Source organism: Ktedonobacter racemifer DSM 44963, assembly GCF_000178855.1.
GTDB lineage: Bacteria > Chloroflexota > Ktedonobacteria > Ktedonobacterales > Ktedonobacteraceae > Ktedonobacter > Ktedonobacter racemifer.
The window spans coordinates 354,504-370,617 of the sequence record NZ_ADVG01000001.1 but is presented as its reverse complement, the minus strand read 5'-3'; the positions used below and the strand labels follow the sequence as shown (position 1 = coordinate 370,617).

The window sequence follows — 16,114 nt, the reverse complement described above, 5'->3', positions numbered from 1 at the left end:
GGCGATGGTCTTGTTTAGTGGGGAGTGTCTCACCCATGGTGCTCTGGCCTGGAGGTGCTGAGATGTTGCCTGTTATCTGCTCTTGGCAGATAACGCAGCGAGGACGGCTGCAGGTGAGTGGTGTTGTGCAGGTTGAGCGAGGCTCCGTGGGTGCTGTAGCTGTTGAACTTGCTTTGGTCTGTGCCTGGTATGGAAGATATCAGCCCTTGTGATGGTTTGAGATGGTGCGGATGTCGCAAGCCAGATCTTCCTCCCGATGCAGGAGTGCTGGGGGGCTGTAGGAGAGCGGGTAGTATAGGCTGTTGCTGAACTTGCTTTGGTCTGTGCCAGATATGTGTGTGATCTGGTGCTCTGGATTGGAAGGCAAGAGGAGGTGGCGCATGGACGAGGGTGTCCTGTGCTCGTGGAGAAAAAAAAGAGGGTGCCCGACGCTGTAAGCAATAGAGTCCCGTGTGGCAAGCTGAGCGTTCCCTGGAGGAGTGTGTGTGTCGCTCCCCGACCAACACACGCTTCTGCCATTGTCAGAGCACGTGTGACCAACACAGGCCTGGTTGGAGCCGGAGAAGGATCGGGGCTATCTCTGCCAGGGTCTCGGGGAGGTTGTTCTCAGGGGAGATCGAGGCCAAAGTCGGTAATATGAAAGCATCCGTCGAGAGGTGAGCATTCGACGACGCAATAGGGTTCAAGGGGTAGGAGGTCGGGGTTGGGGGAGGGAGGGTACTGGTGCGCGAGCCAGGTAGCGAGTACCTCTGGCAGATCGGGCATAGAGGGAGCGAGCCAGGTAACGCGCGTCGAGGGCCTGCTCTGGAGTCAAGTCGATGGAGCGACCATCGGGGAGCGGCATGTGCAAGGTGTTGTCCATGTTCATTCGTGTCTCCCAGCGTGTGTATAAGCGTGGTCAGAGGAGGTGTGTCATCCTTCTCTTATTGAGTATACCGCATTCTTGCTTGGACACGAAAAGGCTAATGAGGATGAGTAAGACGAGGCCGCCACAACAATCGGAAGGATCTCACGAAGGGTGGTGTGATTCTTGGCGTTGCTCCCTGGAACAATTCGATGTGGATGGAGCGTTTCGCGATAGCTGACAAATGATTTGAGAGTGAGAGAGGAGCAGCAGCCGAGGAGGCTGCCAAGAAGAGCGGTCGGCACCTTCTGAGGGGTGTGGAAAGGGGGGTTCCAGCGTAGCTGAGGGAGCGGAGGTGTGGAGTTGAGAGGAGGGCAGTGGCATGGGAGAGCTGGAGGTGAGAGGTGGGGGAGGGAGGCGCGAGGGGATTGCACAAGGCAGAGGTGCCTTGTGTAGAAAGAAGGAAAAAGAGGGACGCCCAGCATAGGGATAATATAGCCAGGAGCACAAGCTGAGGAGAAGAGGGGGTATTGTTGTGGGGAGCCAAGCGTCGATGTTGCCCTTCCTCGTGACGTGTTGCCAGGAGAACTGGTAACGGGTTCCCAGAGAGAGGAGAGGGAAGGAAGCGAGAGGGGCGGCCGAATGAGGTTTCTACCATCACTACCTTGTTAATTGGCTCCTGCAGTGTACATCCTATCCATGCCGTCTGATGAACAAGATCAAAAGTTGAGACAGGAGAGAGATAAACTTCAGCATTCACTAAGATTGGACTTGAGCCATATCTTTTCATCAGTGTCAATCCCAACATTCTCCGCCAGAGCCGGAGAATGTTGGGATTGAGAGTTGGACTTGCAACCCTTTGATGTACGTCAAGGCATTTTAGCGGCGCACTTTGATCGCAGGCCCTGCCAGGATGACCGTCCATGGTATATAACTCACCATGGCAAACCGAGGGGCCAGGCGGCAGGCCAATATTCAGGCCAGGCTAAATGTATGATCGCCCAGGGTTCCACAAACATGGCGGTAGAGATCACGAACCCAGTGAGGCCAGGCATTGGTCTGCCATTCCGTTATTTCATCTCCTGCAAGACTTCGTCCAACCTGGCGTACGTTTGCTGCATGCCTTCCTCCATACCACTCTGCAACATGCCATCGCGGTCGGCAACGCTCATAAAGGTACCCGTTGAAATCAGTTTTGTTTTGCCGTTGCCCAGGTCGAACAGTTCCATTTTTTCGAGTCCAACGTGCCCGGACTCAGGCAGGCCGTCAAACTCGGTTGTCTGAATGATGCACTCGGGTGATATGTAATGGAAGACGCCATGAAAACTGAATTCGTGGCCTTCCTTGTTTCTTTGGACAAACTTCCATGAACCTCCATCGCGCACGTCTAAACGCTCAACATGTACATCATAGCCTGGACCTATCCACCACTGTTCGATCTTGTCTTTTTGTGTCATGGCGGCAAATACTTTGTCGCGCGGGGCGTCAAAGACTCGTTCAATAATAATGTTTTGCTCTGAGGGTCTGGCTATTACGGTTGCCTTATTCATTCGTTCTCCTTTAAGACTTTGTCTAATGCGTCAAAACGGTAATTCCATAAAGCCTCATACTGTGCCAAGTAATGACTGGCGTCCTTGAGAGCTTGTGGCACAAGACTCACTACCTGTTCTTTTCCCCTCCGTTGTTTCATGACCAAGTGTGCTTTTTCCAGCACGTGGAGGTGCTTGGCAACGGCGGCAAATGAGATCTGGTAGTCTTGTGCGATTTGGCTCACGGTATATTGCGCGTTCATCAGCCGACGCAAAATATCCCGGCGGATCGGGTCCGCTAGTGAGCCAAAAATTCCATCTAAGTAAGTGTCTTGTTCAACCATATGGTTTAATGATAATAGAACATCTGTCTTCTGTCAAGACCTTTTGGGCAGGGTCGCAAAAAATCGGGGTCATACCATATTGGAATTTACAATCAGATACGCGAGATCCAGTCTGAGAAGCTGTTTCATCTGTTTCGACTTTCGATCTTGTTCATCAGACGGCATGGATAGGATGTACATTGCGGGAGCCAATTAACAAGGTAGTGATGGTAGAAACCTCATCGGGCGCGGCTCCGCCTGGATGATCAACCCCAATTCCCATGATTGACACCGATTTCCCACGTTTCACCTCAAAATTCGTGCAGATTTGACCCCCGGCCAGTACGTTTCCAGCGTGTAGTACAGTCTCCACACCGAATGAAGGATGCAACACCTTTTCCCCTGTGTGATAGGGGGGATCAAATGCCCTCTGTTTCAATTCTTCCTTCTTGCGTCGTAATTCTTCTCTCGCTTGTTGTCTTGCTTCCTTGTCAATGGCGATCTGCTTCAGCCGTTCATCGATGATATCGGAAGCATCGCCCCATGTGAGTGTAAGCGGGATAGGTATCTTCTCTCGGAAGAGAAACATCAGTTGCTGCGCTGTTGGTGGCCCTTTGCGTCGGCGCTCTAGTCTTTCTTCTAATTTCTTCATGTGGTTTGACACTCTAAATGGGTTCTGTCTCCCTCTTGGTGATGCCACTCTCTGCCTTTTTACACCAGATTTGGGAGCCTCTCACAAGAGCGACTTCTCCTGAGCGTCAACGGGGAATTCCACCACGGCCTCTTTTGAAGGGGGCTGGAGCGCAGCCCCCCCTTCAAAAGAGATGGGAGCAACCAGAGCGAGACATGGGCTGGCTGGAGCGTTTGCTGGACGACTGCGACAATTTGCTCGCTCAAATGGGAGAGATCGGTTTCCTGGTGCAGGGTAGTGCTAAAAGCTTGCAGGGTGCGCTGCGCGTCGTATTTCTGACGATAGAAGCGTCGATCTATGACGTTCTGGATATTTTGGCGCAGGGGCTGGAAGAGGATGGCAACGATCAGAGTTGAGCCGACAATGATGATGTCCTGGTTATTGCCGATGAATGCGACGAGCAGGAACTGTGCGCCGAAAACCAGGCCAAGATAGAGCAGTGCCATGATGGTCGTGAGCGGGCCATAGACCAGAGCGCGATTGATCAGAACGTCGATATCCCAGAGCCGGGAGCGCTGGATAGCAATCGTGATGCTCAGTGGGATGATGAGAAAGGCCAGAGATGGCAAGAACTGAAGCATGACCTGATAGGCGCCCCAATCAGGGAAGAGGGCGCTGCCAAAGAAACCGAAGAAGAGAAGCGGGAGATAGATGACCAGACCAAAGATAACCCATCGCGTCTGTTGACGCTGAACTGGAGTGAAGACGCGCCTGTAGCGGTAGATCAATAAGGCGATGGGACTACAATACGCGAGTATCAGCTCGATGATGATGAGTGGAAAGGGCCAGTTCAGGACGCCCAGCCCGAAAGGAAGCTGGAAGAGGATGGATTGGATCAGGAGTGAACAACCAACTATCCAGCTCCAGCGGGGAGCGAAGCGGCCATCAGGAAAGGTTACGAAAAAGAAGCCCTCACAAAGCAGCACCAACCCAGCGTCCTGAATGATACCAACGAATATCAGGAGAGATGAAGGTGCGTCATCACTATTGCCATGCAGGTTGCTTACCGCCAGCAACAGGAAGGTAAAGGATGTGAGCCAGCCGATTGGCTGATCGGACATACGCCAGAAGAGCAGCACACTGAAACTCAAAAGGATCAGTCCGTAAATGATGCTATAGATATTGAGATAGGTTTCGAAAGTTGGAAGAGAGATATGTGCCAGTTGGAGAGCATGGAGCATACTCTCGTCATAGGGAGCACAGGTAAAATCCAGTGGGCAGAAAGTTGTTGTGCCTCCGAAGGGTCTGAATACGTTGATGATGAATAAGACGAGGTTGAAAAGAGCAAAAGCGGACCAGGTCGCTCTGGCGGCCAAGAGGACGCGACCCTGGAGGCGAGGATCGGTCCTTGTTTTCCCGCTCTTCATGATGGATAGTTCTCTTCTGTCCAATATTCTGTAACCTCCCTTTTCTCTGGAGTCAGAGATTTGGCTTTTCTGCTGGTGCGTAGGTGGAGAGATATTGCATTCTCCCTGACTGCGCGGACCTGGAGAGAGTATAGCACGGAAAGCGTCTCAAAAACGTTACCACTCCCTCAACGCCACCTTCCCCTTCCCGCTCGACGAAGAAGTGGTCACCCTTTGAGCGCCAAGCGGTGGAAGGCAGCAGGCAGCATCACCAAATTTGGGCCAGAGCCATTCCATGGGTGAAATCAGGATAAATCGGTGAGTGACCTGCTCTCCTTTTGTCCTTTTTCTCAACTCTACCAGATCAGCTTTCCTTTTTGCAACACAGCCCTTTCTGGCTCGTTTCCTGTAAAGCATCTGCTTAAATCTATAGTGAAAATATTTTATAGATTAAGAGTGATGGAGACGATTTTAAATGAAAATTGCGTGACGTCTTTATTTTTCTAAAATATCCCTTTTTATCCTAAGAAAGTAGATTTGCAGGCTTAGCCACTCTTGATTATTTTGCACATTTATGGTACCGTTACTTCTAAGTCTATTGATGGTGGAAAAAACTATTACACGTAAAGGATGACGTGCCCTGAAGGAAGAGAGGATATCGGGATGTGCTTTAATCCTTCTCTTATGACAATAGACGATCACTGTGGCTAGCAGTGTAACCTGAATAAAAGCCATTCCAGGCCATTCTTCCCCACGGCTCGCAAGTGTGTAGTTGCTGAAACAAGGAGGATCAGCATGATGCGTGTCCGAAGCACCAGGTTCCCTCTGACTATCAGTATGGTAGTGATAGTCATGCTCCTCGCGGAGGCCCTCTTCTTACCAGCCGTGAGTGCTAAGGCTGCCAGTACGAATGTGGAGCGCTCCTATTATTCATCCTCGTCGACGACAGATCTTGCTAAATATGTCAACCCGTTCACGGGGACGGGTGTGCAACCAGGGGCACCGTACGGTGGTGGTGATACCTTTCCTGGCGCGGACGTCCCCTTTGGTATGGTCCAGTGGAGTCCTGACACCGCGATCTACAATTCTGGTGGTTACTGGTATCCCGACAATCGGATCAAGGGTTTTAGCCTCACACATTTGAATGGTGCAGGTTGTAGCACTTATAGCGATATCCCGTTCATGCCCTATGTCGGCACGGTCACGACCTCGCCAGCCAGCAATCCCTCCCAGTATTATTCAACCTTCTCACATGCGAATGAGACGGCCTATGCTGGCTACTATCGAGTCAAACTTGACAATGGAGTGACTACTGAATTGACGGCGACGCAGCGCAGTGGTGCGGGGCGCTTCACCTACCCACAGGGCCAGCCCGCGACCATGCTGGTCAACGTCTCGGGTTCGATCAATGGCGTTAATGACGCTCAGGTAGATATTGGGAAAGACACCATCTCCGGATGGGCAACCAGTGGCTACTTCTGCGGTGCCAATGATGTCTATCGCGTCTACTTCTGGGCGAAGTTTAGCCAGTCCTTTGCCTCAATTGGTACCTGGCATGATGCTATCGTGACCCCTGGCGCTTCCACGTCGACGGGTGGGCGTACACCGGTTGCCCCAGCCGTGCGTAAGGTCCATGATGCGCAGGCACAGGTGAAGAATGGGCAGAAGGTGCCACCATCAGTGATGAAGAGCGCTCAGGCGCATCCTGATACGACGGTCTCAGGCCCCGGTTCCGGCGCTTTTGTCACGTTCAACACGAGTGCAAACAATGCTATCAGCGTCAAGGTTGGCCTCTCCTTCGTGAGTGTGAGCAATGCCCAGGCGAACGTCAACCAGGAAAATAAGACGGGCAACTTCACTACTATCTCGCAACAGAGTGATCAAACCTGGAACAGCTGGCTGGGTAGACTCAAGGCTGGTGGCGGCACGTCGACCCAACTGGCAACCTTTTACTCGGCGCTGTACCATGTGTACTTGCAGCCAAACGTCTTTTCTGACGTGAATGGTCAATACATTGGCTTTGATGGACGTATCCATAGCGTTGCGAAAGGTCATGCGCAGTACGCGAACTATTCGGGTTGGGATATTTATCGTTCCGAGGCCCAGCTTCTTGCCTTCCTGGCACCTAAGGAGGCCAGCGATATCGCTCAGTCGATGGTCAACGAGTATACGCAGAGCGGTCAGCTGCCGAAGTGGACGGCGGCGAACGGCGAGACATATGTGATGGTTGGCGATCCCGCCGATGCTATCATCGCGGATATCTATGCGTTTGGCGGGAAGAACTTCGATACCAAGACCGCTTTATCCGCAATGATCAAAGAGGCCACACAAACCAATAATGTGCGCCCAGACCTGAATTACTTGCAGAGCCTGGGCTATGTGCCTCTCAACGGGAACAATAGTTGTTGTAACTTCTATGGCCCGGCGTCAACTACGTTGGAGTATAACACGGCGGACTTCTCTATCGGCGCGTTCGCCCAGGCATTGGGTGACAATGCCAATTACCAGAAATTTGTCTCGCGTGCGCAGGGGTGGACGAACCTGTATAATCCCGCGGATGGTTACCTGGAGCCTCGCCTGCTTGATGGCTCCTTCCCCGGTTCGTATGATCCAACCAGCGGAACTGGTTGGGTTGAGGGTGATGGCGCGCAGTACAACTGGATGGTGCCGTTCAACCTGCGCGGCCTTTTCGACGCGCTGGGTGGCAATGCCACCGTCCAGCAGCGGCTCGACACATTCTTTACCCAGCTCAATGGCGGCCCGAATTCTCCATACTCTTTCCTGGGAAATGAACCAACAATCGAGACGCCCTGGGAGTATGATTACGCGGGCGCCCCATATAAGACTCAGAAGGTCGTGCGTGACATCGAAAATACACTCTGGTATCCAGGTCCTCAGGGGATAGCAGGGAACGATGACCTGGGGACGATGTCGGCCTGGTACGTCTGGGCTGCTCTGGGCATGTTTCCTGAGACCCCTGGAACGGCGAACCTGGTACTGGCAAGCCCGCTCTTCCCGAGCATGACTGTGTCCCGGGAGAGTGGCCAGACCATCCAGATTACCGCGCAGGGTGCCTCGGCGGACACATACTATGTGCAGAGTTTAAAAGTGAATGGCCAGGTGAGTACAAAGCCCTGGCTAGCGCCCGATTTCATTACGAAGAGCGGCACGCTCGACTATACCATGTCCAGCATGCCGAACCCATCCTGGGGCTCCAACGCCAATGATGCACCGCCATCGTACCAGTATGGAGAAGTGGGAACCTTCGTCTCCTTCAAACCTGGCCGCGCTGTCGTAACTCCTGGTGGTAATACGCAGATCAGCATCCTGGGGCAGAATGTTGATGGAAATGGGACGACCATCAGTTGGAGCGCTGCGGCTCCCTCAGGACTGAGCGTACTACCCGCCTCTGACAGTTTTGTTGTCCCGGGCAAAGGGTCCGGTAGCCAGTCCTTCACGGTTGCGGCTTCCTCTAGCCTGGCGGAGAGCTATTACAGCATCACCTTCTCGACGCAAACTGGCAATGGCCAGAAATTGCCGTCGATCAGCCTGCCGGTAGTCGTAGCGAAGCCAGGTAGCCTGCTTCCGTACTTCAACAATATCGGTATTGGTGACGACAGTAATCCGGGCTCAGCCGACTACGATGGGGTTGGCTATAGCTACTCTGCTCAACAGTTAGCCCAGGCTGGCTTTAACCCGGGCGCAACGGTGAGCGTGAACGGCACGAGCTATACCTGGCCTAACGTTTCAGCGGGAAGCTATGATAACATCGAGGTGCATGGTCAGACTCTTCAATTGCCCGGTGCCAAAGCAGGTGCCTCTCAACTCGCCTTCCTGGGGAGCGCGACGAATGGTGATACTCAGGGGACTGTGACCATCACCTATACCGATGGGAGCACACAGACTGCCCAATTAGGCTTCTCCGATTGGACGCTTGGTGCCGGCTCTGAGCCGATCGCATTTAATAACGTGATTGCCGCCAAGATGTCATATCGCGACTCTGGTGGCTCGCCTGACCAGACAACGACGTACCTCTTCGGGAGCGCGCCGATCTCGCTCGACACGAGCAAGACCGTGGCTAGTATCACGCTGACTGGCCCGAACAATCAGGGAGCTCTGCATGTCTTTGCTCTGGCCATCTCCTGATCCTTTGTAGTGTAGAGATTGTGGGAAATACGCTTCGATATTTCCCGCAATCTCCCACATGTATGTTAGTCTGTGACGACTCCCCACGGCTAAAAGCCTGTCTTTTATAGATGATTTGGGGACAGGGGAAGAGCCAAGCGTACACCTGCTGTAAACGCTTCCTGCATAGAGGCATCGTGCATCGCTATCATGGGTATCTCAGGATTGCGTTGGGCAAAGTGATGTAATTTGATCAGGGTATTTATTGCGGTTGCCTTATCGCTAGAAAGAATAGACCAGACAAAAGGATGCATGGGAGAAGGTGTCTGGTAGTTCTCATCAAGCCACACTGCATCCGCAATCAAGAAGAGGGGCGCACCATTAGCATTAGAGATAAACATGCCGACCTGTCCTTCAGAGTGGCCAGGCAAGGGAATCAGGAGAATCGATCCGTCACCAAAGAGATCATAGCTTGCCTGAAAACCAGCGTGTGCGGGTCCAGAGAGATCAAAGAGTTCAATGGGATTATCGCCAAGCAAGCGTTTGACCATGCCCTGATGTTGGGCCATCACTCCCCGTGGAGTGGCCTCGTACTCAACACGGTGAATACGTAGTGGTCTTGACCCAGAAAAGTGGGGAAAGTAAACTTCAAGAAGTGAACCCACAAAGAGAAGGGGAAAGATGGGATATGACAACGATTCGTACAAATTTGGGCCATTTGCTCAGAGCGGTCCTCTCATCTGTGCTGACGGCTTTACTCACGTCCGCAAGAGTCTCCTCTGGATTGGGGATGGCGACCTCATAGGTCAGAGGGTTGGGTGGGCGAGTATGGTCTACCTGATAGAGACCAAAGCGCACCAGGGGCTGGGTGATGGAGGGACTGAGGAAAGCCCCAGACCGAGATACATGCAAAACAAAACAGAGATATGAGCCAGAACCAGTCCAGCTACTGCTGCCAAGGTTCTCGGCACGCAAGGAGCACCACATAAAAGACAGAAAGAGGAGAGAATGCCATATTGACACTTCATTCCCTCTGCCTTCTTTTCACACATACCTCGGCGCTGGGTCAATCTGGTCCGTGAGGGCGGCGGAAAGCTGTTTCGGCGCAGCTTCCGCCGCCCTTATCTGCTCAGGCATCGCGCGTGCGGGGCAGAGGGATCTCGCGGATAGCGAAATAATAGGAATTAGCGAAGCTTTGTTCTAACAAAGGCAACCCGCCCGGTTTTTTCGCCTGTTTTTTAGGAGTGTTAGAAAGCAAATTAACAAAGCATTTTGTCATTTCTCAGGTAAATTGGCGCGTTTCTCTTAGATAATGTGCCGACGATTAGCTTGAGGAGTGCATTGAGACGATTTTTGAGAAAAATTTCTCTCTCATAATATGGCAGTGCAATTTCATCTCGTCTCTTTGATGCTTTTCAGAAAAATGCAAAGGTTCATTTTGTAAGCATAAAATGGCGTCCATTTCGGGCTGTTGCTTCGATCACGAGAACTGCGACTAACGAAGGGCAAAACCTACGCTAAGCGCTTAGCGTAGGTTTTGCCCTCCGTAATCTTGTCACCCCTAGATGGATGCATGACGAGGGAGAAGGAGAAAGGCTCCCTCGTTTCTCATGGCTGGCTTACAAGGGTTTGCGATACCTCGGATGGCGTGACACTATCTGATAACCAACGCTTTCGTACAGGTGGAGAGATTTGCCGGGATTTTCCGCTCTCGTCCCGATGTCTGCCTGCTGAATGCCGCGCTCCTGGCAGCGTTGGAGCATGCGCGTCATCAACGCTTTGCCCAGACCGCGCCGTCTCCAGGGACGGCGTATCCCGACCCAGGGCGTATGTGCGCCTGCTTCATCGCTGGTACTGATGACATGCCCCGCAATCTGATCTCCATCCCAGGCCACCACCCACAGACTGGTATCCAGGTCAGGTCCGCCCAGCTCGCGCAGCCAGGTTTCATAGGTTTCGAGGCTGTCGTGGCTCTCAGAGAACGCTTCCACATTCGCTGCGTAAATGGCAGGCAACTGGTCACGCGAAACCTGGCGAATTTCCAGGCCATCGGGGAGCGGTGTGAGCTGGATGGGTTCGGTGGGAAGCTGGCAGGTCATCCACACGATGGTAAACGCTAGCGTGTATCCCTCACTCAAGAGCAAGGCTCGGTTCCCTGGTTGGGTCTCGTCTGCATTGCCACCGAACACACAGGGTTTCGTCGTTGGTTGTACCTGTACAATCTGACGTAACCGTTGCTCTTGCCAGCGTAAGAGCGCACGTCCAATGCCTTTGCGTCTCCACTCCGGGACCAACCAGCCCAGATGGAGAAACAGCTCAACAGCGGGCTCTGACCACCAGGTGAGCCAGGTATAGCCAATCACCTGGCCATCAACCTCGACGATCAGGCAATCGTGCAAAGGATTGCACACGTCATCGGGATCGGTATCTGGTCCGGGGAGCCAGATGTCACCATCGACGGCTTGCACTTGCTTGCGCACTGCCTCGATTGCAGGGAAGTCAACTTCTCCCTGAAACAAGCGGAAGACTAAGCCAGGAATGGCTGGCGCGTCGGGAAGCGTGAGGGTTGCTTGTGTATTGCTCATGAGTGAGCTTGTTCCTTTCTCCTGTTGATGTTCTCTGGACGTTTACCAGGACATCACGTGCATGTATCGTCGCCATTTCTCCATGTTGCCAACAAAAAAACCACGAAGCGTCTCATGGCTCGTGGTCTGAAAGAAGGCGTAAGCGGGAAAAAAAGCCACAAAAAACCACGAGTTGTCAGTGCGCCTCGTGGTATGTTTTGCTTGTAAAAAACGAAAAATCTACCCTTTTGAGGACGCACTCATAGATAGGTAAGCGGAAATGCCAATTTTCGCGCCTACGCCCCACTTGATTTGCCCGTGGAAAACCATCATGTGCGTCCCTTCTGAAAGATAATAGCTGGGCTATTGACCTAAGAATACCAGAGATTTCGTCGTGATACACGCCTTGGGGTGACAAGGTGACTGCTGCAACTACCTGAGAGTGTCACAGGCCATCGGGTTGCTGCACCGGATAGAGTCGCTTCAGTTTGATGCGCGCGTCCGCCGTGCGAAATTGCCAATTGACGGTGCCCACGCGCTGATTGCGATGCGCTTGCCACGTCTCCACCTGCCGACAGAGTTCCTCAATGGTGGCGATATTGTGAGCCAAGCCCTGCCGCGCCAGCACACTTAATTCGATTTCGGCAATGTTGAGCCAGGATGCGTGCTTGGGCGTGTAGTGAATTTCCAGACGGTCGATGAGGGCTTTAGCCTGTGCTGGCGGAAACACCTCGTAAAACGAAGCGTGTGTGTGTGTATTGAGGTTGTCCAGCACGACCACTACCTTACTTGCTTCGGGATACTGCTCTTCGAGGACCTCTCGCATGAACAGCGCCCAGTCCTGCTTGGTGCGATGCTCGGTCACTTTCAGGCAGCGTTTGCCTGCCAGAGGTTCATAGGCAATGAAGAGATTGGCGCGACCCTCTTTTTCGTAGGTGTAGTCTTCCCGTGTCACCTGCCCCGGCTTGGCGGGTTCGGGGGGATACTTGTCTTTGACGAGATTCTTCCCCATCTCGTCCATACAAATCCTGGGAACGGCTGGATCATAGGGCTGGCAGTACACATCGAGGACATCCTCCATGTGATAGACAAAGTTGCCGTCTGCTTCCTTCGGGAAGCACCAGGATTTCTTGAGCCACGGCTTCAGCTCGTTTTTTTAAGCGTCTTTCTTACCGTTTCAGGGCTGATGTGCTCCACATATTCTAAGCGCACCATCTGGTTAGCCAGCAGTTCCAGGGTCCAGCGTTGCCGTCCGTCAGGTGCCTGGCTACAGGCCAGGTGAATCAGATGGGCTTCTCCCTTGCCATCCAGGCAGCGGCGTTCGGGCCGTTCGCGTGGGAAGCTTCCGGTGAGAGCCACCTGCAGGTTCCCTTGCACAAACCGTTGCTTGATACGAATCACGGTGCGGCGACTGATGGAAAGCGCTTCGGCAATCTGTCCGTCGGTCGCCTCGGGTTGGCCCTGGCTCTGATCGCTCATCAACAAGACACGGGCGACGAGATACTGCTTGGTCGAAGTTCTGCTCGTGTGAACCATCGTCTCCAGCCATCTTCGCTGCTCTTTGCTCAATCTCACCGGATAGTGGTAGCGATACGTGCTCATATTTGCACTCCTTCGATCTGGCGTCTGTCCTCATGTCAAGGAGCGGATTTCGGGCAAGCAGAGTTAGGAAGTTTCTCCATGGCTCTGTCTCGCCTGGTTTATTCACCCGCCTGCTCGTAGAGATAGGCCACATCGTAGGTATGTGGGTCGATGCGCAAGGCGTTCTGGCCCCATTGGGCAAATTGCTCTCTGTACTTGTTGAGAAAGCGGTGAAAATCCGCGTCGGATCTCCATTGGGCGTAGTTGATGACGCGAGTGCCATCTATGCTTGTGTGCAGCGCTGCTCCGATGAGGCCCGGCTCACCCTTCACCTGCTCTTCGGTGAAGCGCGTCCACTGATCGACCAACTGCTGCTGCTGCTCTGGCGTCGTCTCAAACACATTGATCAAGGTCACAACATTCCCCTCTTGAGTAATACGCATATCCTTGCTCCTTAGATGTGGAGCAGGAGGCAAGTACGAGCCGCCCCCTGCCCTATCTCGCTCTGACTCCTCGCGTGTCAGACCGGGTTCGCGCTTCTCATCGAGCCTCTTATGGCTTCTTCTCCCTGTGCCTTCACCCGAGGGTACGGCTCTGGCTGTCGCAGAAAGCTCCAGACCATCCAGGCACCGGCAATTATCATGACGACTCCACCAGTCCACCTAATGAGATGGATGGGAACAGGGATAGCGATCAGCAGACCAGCGACGGCGAAGAGGACTGCTGAAAACCGAGAGAGCGCTTCCGACCTCCAGATCCCGATACTGAAGAGGATCGTTCCCACCGGCTGAAGCAGGACCGGAAAAAACACGGTCAGCAGCGGAAAACGAAAGAAGTTGTTGACCAGGCCGATGGCTCCTCTGTCTCCTGCTAGATAGGCGTGCCCAAGAGCAGGAAAGGCGTAGTTCACGACTCCCAGCGGCGGCAGCACCAGGGCGCTGCCCACGACGCTCAACACCATCCCAATGGTGGCCCATCGCCGGGCCGTGGTATTGAACAGGTACACGAACAAGGCAAAGGAGCCAAAGATGAAGAGGACGGTGGGCAGAATACTGCCGACGAACTCGCCAATGAAGAAGCCAGATCCAGTGATCGTCTGGGCGGCTTGCTGATCAGGGATGCCATAGCCCACGCTGTTGAAGGTGCCCAAATTGCCGACTAACTTGAGTACCCCGGTCAGGGGGATGGTGAGCAGACCGAGACGGATCAACTGCGTCGCTGATGGTGATGACATACACTTACGTTCCTTTCTGGTGTGTTTCCTTGCTGTCCTGGGCCTCCACGATCTGTTCGCGGAGACGCTGGACCCAGGCTGCTTCCAGTTCCCATTGCTGTGCCAGCAACGTCATCAAGTCCAGCGCATTCCCTCGCATGGAACTGCTGACATGCTCCTGTTTGACTGGATCGCTGACAAGATCCAGTGTCTCCGTGCGCAGGTAGCGCAGGGTCGTCTCGCAATAGGTCAGGTAATGGTCGACAAGGTAGCGTTGATCCTGCGAGGAAAGAAACTCCAGGTGGTGGACTTTGATATGGAAGAGCCGCTGGTACGTTCCCGGATTGGAAGTGGTATCCAGCATCAGTTGGAAAAAGCGCTCGCGTCCGGCGGGGGTAATGGCAAACACCCTGGCTTTGCGCGTTGTGGGGAAAGGGACCAGCGCCGGATCAGCAGGAGCAATCAATCCGGCCTGTTCGAGCTTCTTCAATAAGTTGGAGAGGTTCCCACGACCGATCCGTTCCCAGGGGCCAATGATGTCATTGGTGGTACCAGCGATCAGGTAGGCATGCAGCGGGAAATGCATTAGTAGGCCCAGGACCAACAATTCATACACGGCGTTCCTCTTTTTCCCTTGATAGTGTTCTCTCAGATAGTTAGATAGGTATACCATAACGTTATATTATAACTATCTAATGAGATTATAGATGACGGCAAGAAGTTTGTCAAGGACTCTGCCGCAATGAGTTAGAAGGAGGAGCTGGATAGAACAAGCTACTTCCTGGCAGGGTTTGAGCTGTGACAGTCTCACGTAGTTGAAGCAGTGACAATCATATGATGAGGCTCTTGCTAAAAAGGTGCCATTTCGTCTATACTGTGATAGTGCAACAATTGTTGCAATGGTCCAAGAAACAGTTGCTTTCGTGGAGAGAACTGGGATGACAAACGCAACAGGAAGACCAGGTGATTCCACCATCCGGCTGCACGATGGACGAAAACTTCAGTCTCTGGAGGTCGGCAAGAGAAATGGGTTTCCCATCTTCCATTTCCACGGCAATGGGTCCTCACGCTTAGAAGTGTTGACGGTCCACGTGATGGCCGAATATCTTGGGATACGGCTGATTGGCCTGGACCGGCCTGGCATTGGAGGCTCGGATGAAAGGCAAGGATATCGGCTGCTGGATTGGCCCGATGATGTGGTGGAGGTGGCAGATCAGCTTGGTCTCGAACGCTTTGCCGTCGAGGGCCTTTCCGGTGGCGCACCCTTCGCCCTGGCCTGTGCGTACAAAATCCCGCACCGGCTCACGGCTTGTGGCCTGATCTCCCCAGCGACAGGCCCCTTCATCCAGCAAGCTGGCTCCTTTGCGTTGCGTTCACAGATCTGGATGCTCGTCCATGTTCCCTGGCTCGTTCGGGCCTTGTTTCGCCTTTCCATGCAGCTTTCAGGATCAGATGAAGCCAGCCTCGAACAGAAGCTCGTCCGCGCTGGGGCGCGACTCGGAGAGGCAGATCACCAACTCTTAGGTCACCCAGAAATCAGAAAGATGTTTGCCCAGGCTATGGCTGAGAGCTTCCGGCAGGCTGCCGACGCGAGTACAAAGGATGGGCTCGTGTACAGCAAGCCCTGGGGCTTTCAGGTCGAAGCGATCACGTTTGAGAACCTGCTCCTGTGGCAAGGAGAGCAGGACCCGGTCATGCCAGCTGCGGCGGCTCGTTTGCTTGCGCAAGCCTTGCCGCATTGCACCGCGACGTTCTACCCCGATGAAGGCCACCTCTCTACGTTTGTCAACCATGCCCAGGACATCTGGAAGGCGCTCAGCCTTGAGCGCGAACAGAGCACCGAGCAATGAATGCACTCGCTCGGAAGCGGATCAGAGGTACGATGAGAAACACCACAA

The 16,114-nt window shown here is 53.4% G+C and carries 13 protein-coding genes; 2 read left to right on the top strand and 11 right to left on the bottom strand.

Going from position 1 to position 16,114, the window contains the following annotated elements; genetic code table 11:
* Positions 1–682: 682 nt before the first annotated feature.
* The 5 genes from KRAC_RS65060 to KRAC_RS01690 form a co-directional block, all read right to left on the bottom strand.
* Positions 683–862 carry a hypothetical protein gene (locus tag KRAC_RS65060; RefSeq protein WP_244421922.1) on the bottom strand — a complete coding sequence of 60 codons (180 nt, stop codon included), beginning with the start codon at positions 860–862 and terminating at the stop codon, positions 683–685.
* A gap of 1,052 nt (positions 863–1,914) precedes the next feature.
* Positions 1,915–2,394 (bottom strand): SRPBCC family protein, encoded by a 480-nt coding sequence (locus KRAC_RS01705; protein ID WP_007904003.1) that lies wholly within the window; start codon positions 2,392–2,394, stop codon positions 1,915–1,917.
* Complete coding sequence (locus tag KRAC_RS01700; RefSeq protein ID WP_007904002.1) at positions 2,391–2,717, bottom strand: ArsR/SmtB family transcription factor; 327 nt, start codon at positions 2,715–2,717, stop codon at positions 2,391–2,393. Before KRAC_RS01700 ends, KRAC_RS01705 begins: the two co-directional genes overlap by 4 nt.
* Before the next feature lie 154 nt (positions 2,718–2,871).
* Positions 2,872–3,348, bottom strand: a complete 477-nt coding sequence (locus tag KRAC_RS01695; protein ID WP_007904001.1) for a hypothetical protein — start codon at positions 3,346–3,348, stop codon at positions 2,872–2,874.
* A 59-nt stretch (positions 3,349–3,407) separates the two neighbouring features.
* The gene (locus KRAC_RS01690; RefSeq protein WP_007903999.1) at positions 3,408–4,754 is read right to left on the bottom strand and encodes a hypothetical protein; all 1,347 of its coding nucleotides are present in this window, start codon (positions 4,752–4,754) and stop codon (positions 3,408–3,410) included.
* Positions 4,755–5,528: 774 nt separating this feature from the next.
* On the opposite strand from KRAC_RS01690, the gene KRAC_RS01685 reads away from it, so the two are divergent.
* Positions 5,529–8,879 (top strand): GH92 family glycosyl hydrolase, encoded by a 3,351-nt coding sequence (locus tag KRAC_RS01685; RefSeq protein ID WP_007903995.1) that lies wholly within the window; start codon positions 5,529–5,531, stop codon positions 8,877–8,879.
* A gap of 104 nt (positions 8,880–8,983) precedes the next feature.
* Here the strand turns inward: KRAC_RS01685 and KRAC_RS60520 are convergent, their stop codons facing one another.
* The 6 genes from KRAC_RS60520 to KRAC_RS01645 all read right to left on the bottom strand — a co-directional run bounded on the left by KRAC_RS60520 (position 8,984) and on the right by KRAC_RS01645 (position 14,832).
* Positions 8,984–9,430 (bottom strand): MBL fold metallo-hydrolase, encoded by a 447-nt coding sequence (locus tag KRAC_RS60520; RefSeq protein ID WP_211221230.1) that lies wholly within the window; start codon positions 9,428–9,430, stop codon positions 8,984–8,986.
* Positions 9,431–10,477: 1,047 nt separating this feature from the next.
* Positions 10,478–11,443: a GNAT family N-acetyltransferase gene (locus tag KRAC_RS01670; protein ID WP_007903992.1), complete on the bottom strand. Its 966-nt coding sequence runs from the start codon at positions 11,441–11,443 to the stop codon at positions 10,478–10,480.
* 424 nt (positions 11,444–11,867) lie between these two features.
* Positions 11,868–13,024 (bottom strand): IS630 family transposase gene (locus KRAC_RS68845; protein ID WP_085954386.1). Its coding sequence is split into 2 segments (ribosomal slippage): positions 11,868–12,571 and positions 12,571–13,024, totalling 1,158 coding nucleotides; the frame shifts between segments, so codons are not numbered across the junction.
* Positions 13,025–13,122: 98 nt separating this feature from the next.
* On the bottom strand, positions 13,123–13,446 hold the full coding sequence (locus KRAC_RS01655; RefSeq protein WP_007903990.1) for an antibiotic biosynthesis monooxygenase family protein: 324 nt from the start codon (positions 13,444–13,446) through the stop codon (positions 13,123–13,125).
* A gap of 77 nt (positions 13,447–13,523) precedes the next feature.
* Complete coding sequence (locus tag KRAC_RS01650) at positions 13,524–14,237, bottom strand: hypothetical protein (RefSeq protein WP_007903989.1); 714 nt, start codon at positions 14,235–14,237, stop codon at positions 13,524–13,526.
* A gap of 4 nt (positions 14,238–14,241) precedes the next feature.
* The gene (locus KRAC_RS01645) at positions 14,242–14,832 is read right to left on the bottom strand and encodes a PadR family transcriptional regulator (RefSeq protein WP_052567852.1); all 591 of its coding nucleotides are present in this window, start codon (positions 14,830–14,832) and stop codon (positions 14,242–14,244) included.
* A 322-nt stretch (positions 14,833–15,154) separates the two neighbouring features.
* Here KRAC_RS01645 and KRAC_RS01640 point away from each other — a divergent pair, with 322 nt between their 5' ends.
* Entirely contained in the window at positions 15,155–16,066 is a 912-nt protein-coding gene (locus tag KRAC_RS01640; protein WP_007903984.1) for an alpha/beta hydrolase, read from the top strand.
* Positions 16,067–16,114 lie beyond the last annotated feature (48 nt).

Bases quoted from the DNA above. Each gene is read 5' to 3' on its own strand.
- KRAC_RS01690 (WP_007903999.1), bottom strand. From the start codon at position 4,754: ATGAAGAGCGGGAAAACAAGGACCGATCCTCGCCTCCAGGGTCGCGTC.
- KRAC_RS01705 (WP_007904003.1), bottom strand. From the start codon at position 2,394: ATGAATAAGGCAACCGTAATAGCCAGACCCTCAGAGCAAAACATTATT.
- KRAC_RS01695 (WP_007904001.1), bottom strand. From the start codon at position 3,348: ATGAAGAAATTAGAAGAAAGACTAGAGCGCCGACGCAAAGGGCCACCA.
- KRAC_RS01655 (WP_007903990.1), bottom strand. From the start codon at position 13,446: ATGCGTATTACTCAAGAGGGGAATGTTGTGACCTTGATCAATGTGTTT.
- KRAC_RS01670 (WP_007903992.1), bottom strand. From the start codon at position 11,443: ATGAGCAATACACAAGCAACCCTCACGCTTCCCGACGCGCCAGCCATT.
- KRAC_RS01700 (WP_007904002.1), bottom strand. From the start codon at position 2,717: ATGGTTGAACAAGACACTTACTTAGATGGAATTTTTGGCTCACTAGCG.
- KRAC_RS01650 (WP_007903989.1), bottom strand. From the start codon at position 14,237: ATGTCATCACCATCAGCGACGCAGTTGATCCGTCTCGGTCTGCTCACC.
- KRAC_RS01685 (WP_007903995.1), top strand. From the start codon at position 5,529: ATGATGCGTGTCCGAAGCACCAGGTTCCCTCTGACTATCAGTATGGTA.
- KRAC_RS01640 (WP_007903984.1), top strand. From the start codon at position 15,155: ATGACAAACGCAACAGGAAGACCAGGTGATTCCACCATCCGGCTGCAC.
- KRAC_RS65060 (WP_244421922.1), bottom strand. From the start codon at position 862: ATGGACAACACCTTGCACATGCCGCTCCCCGATGGTCGCTCCATCGAC.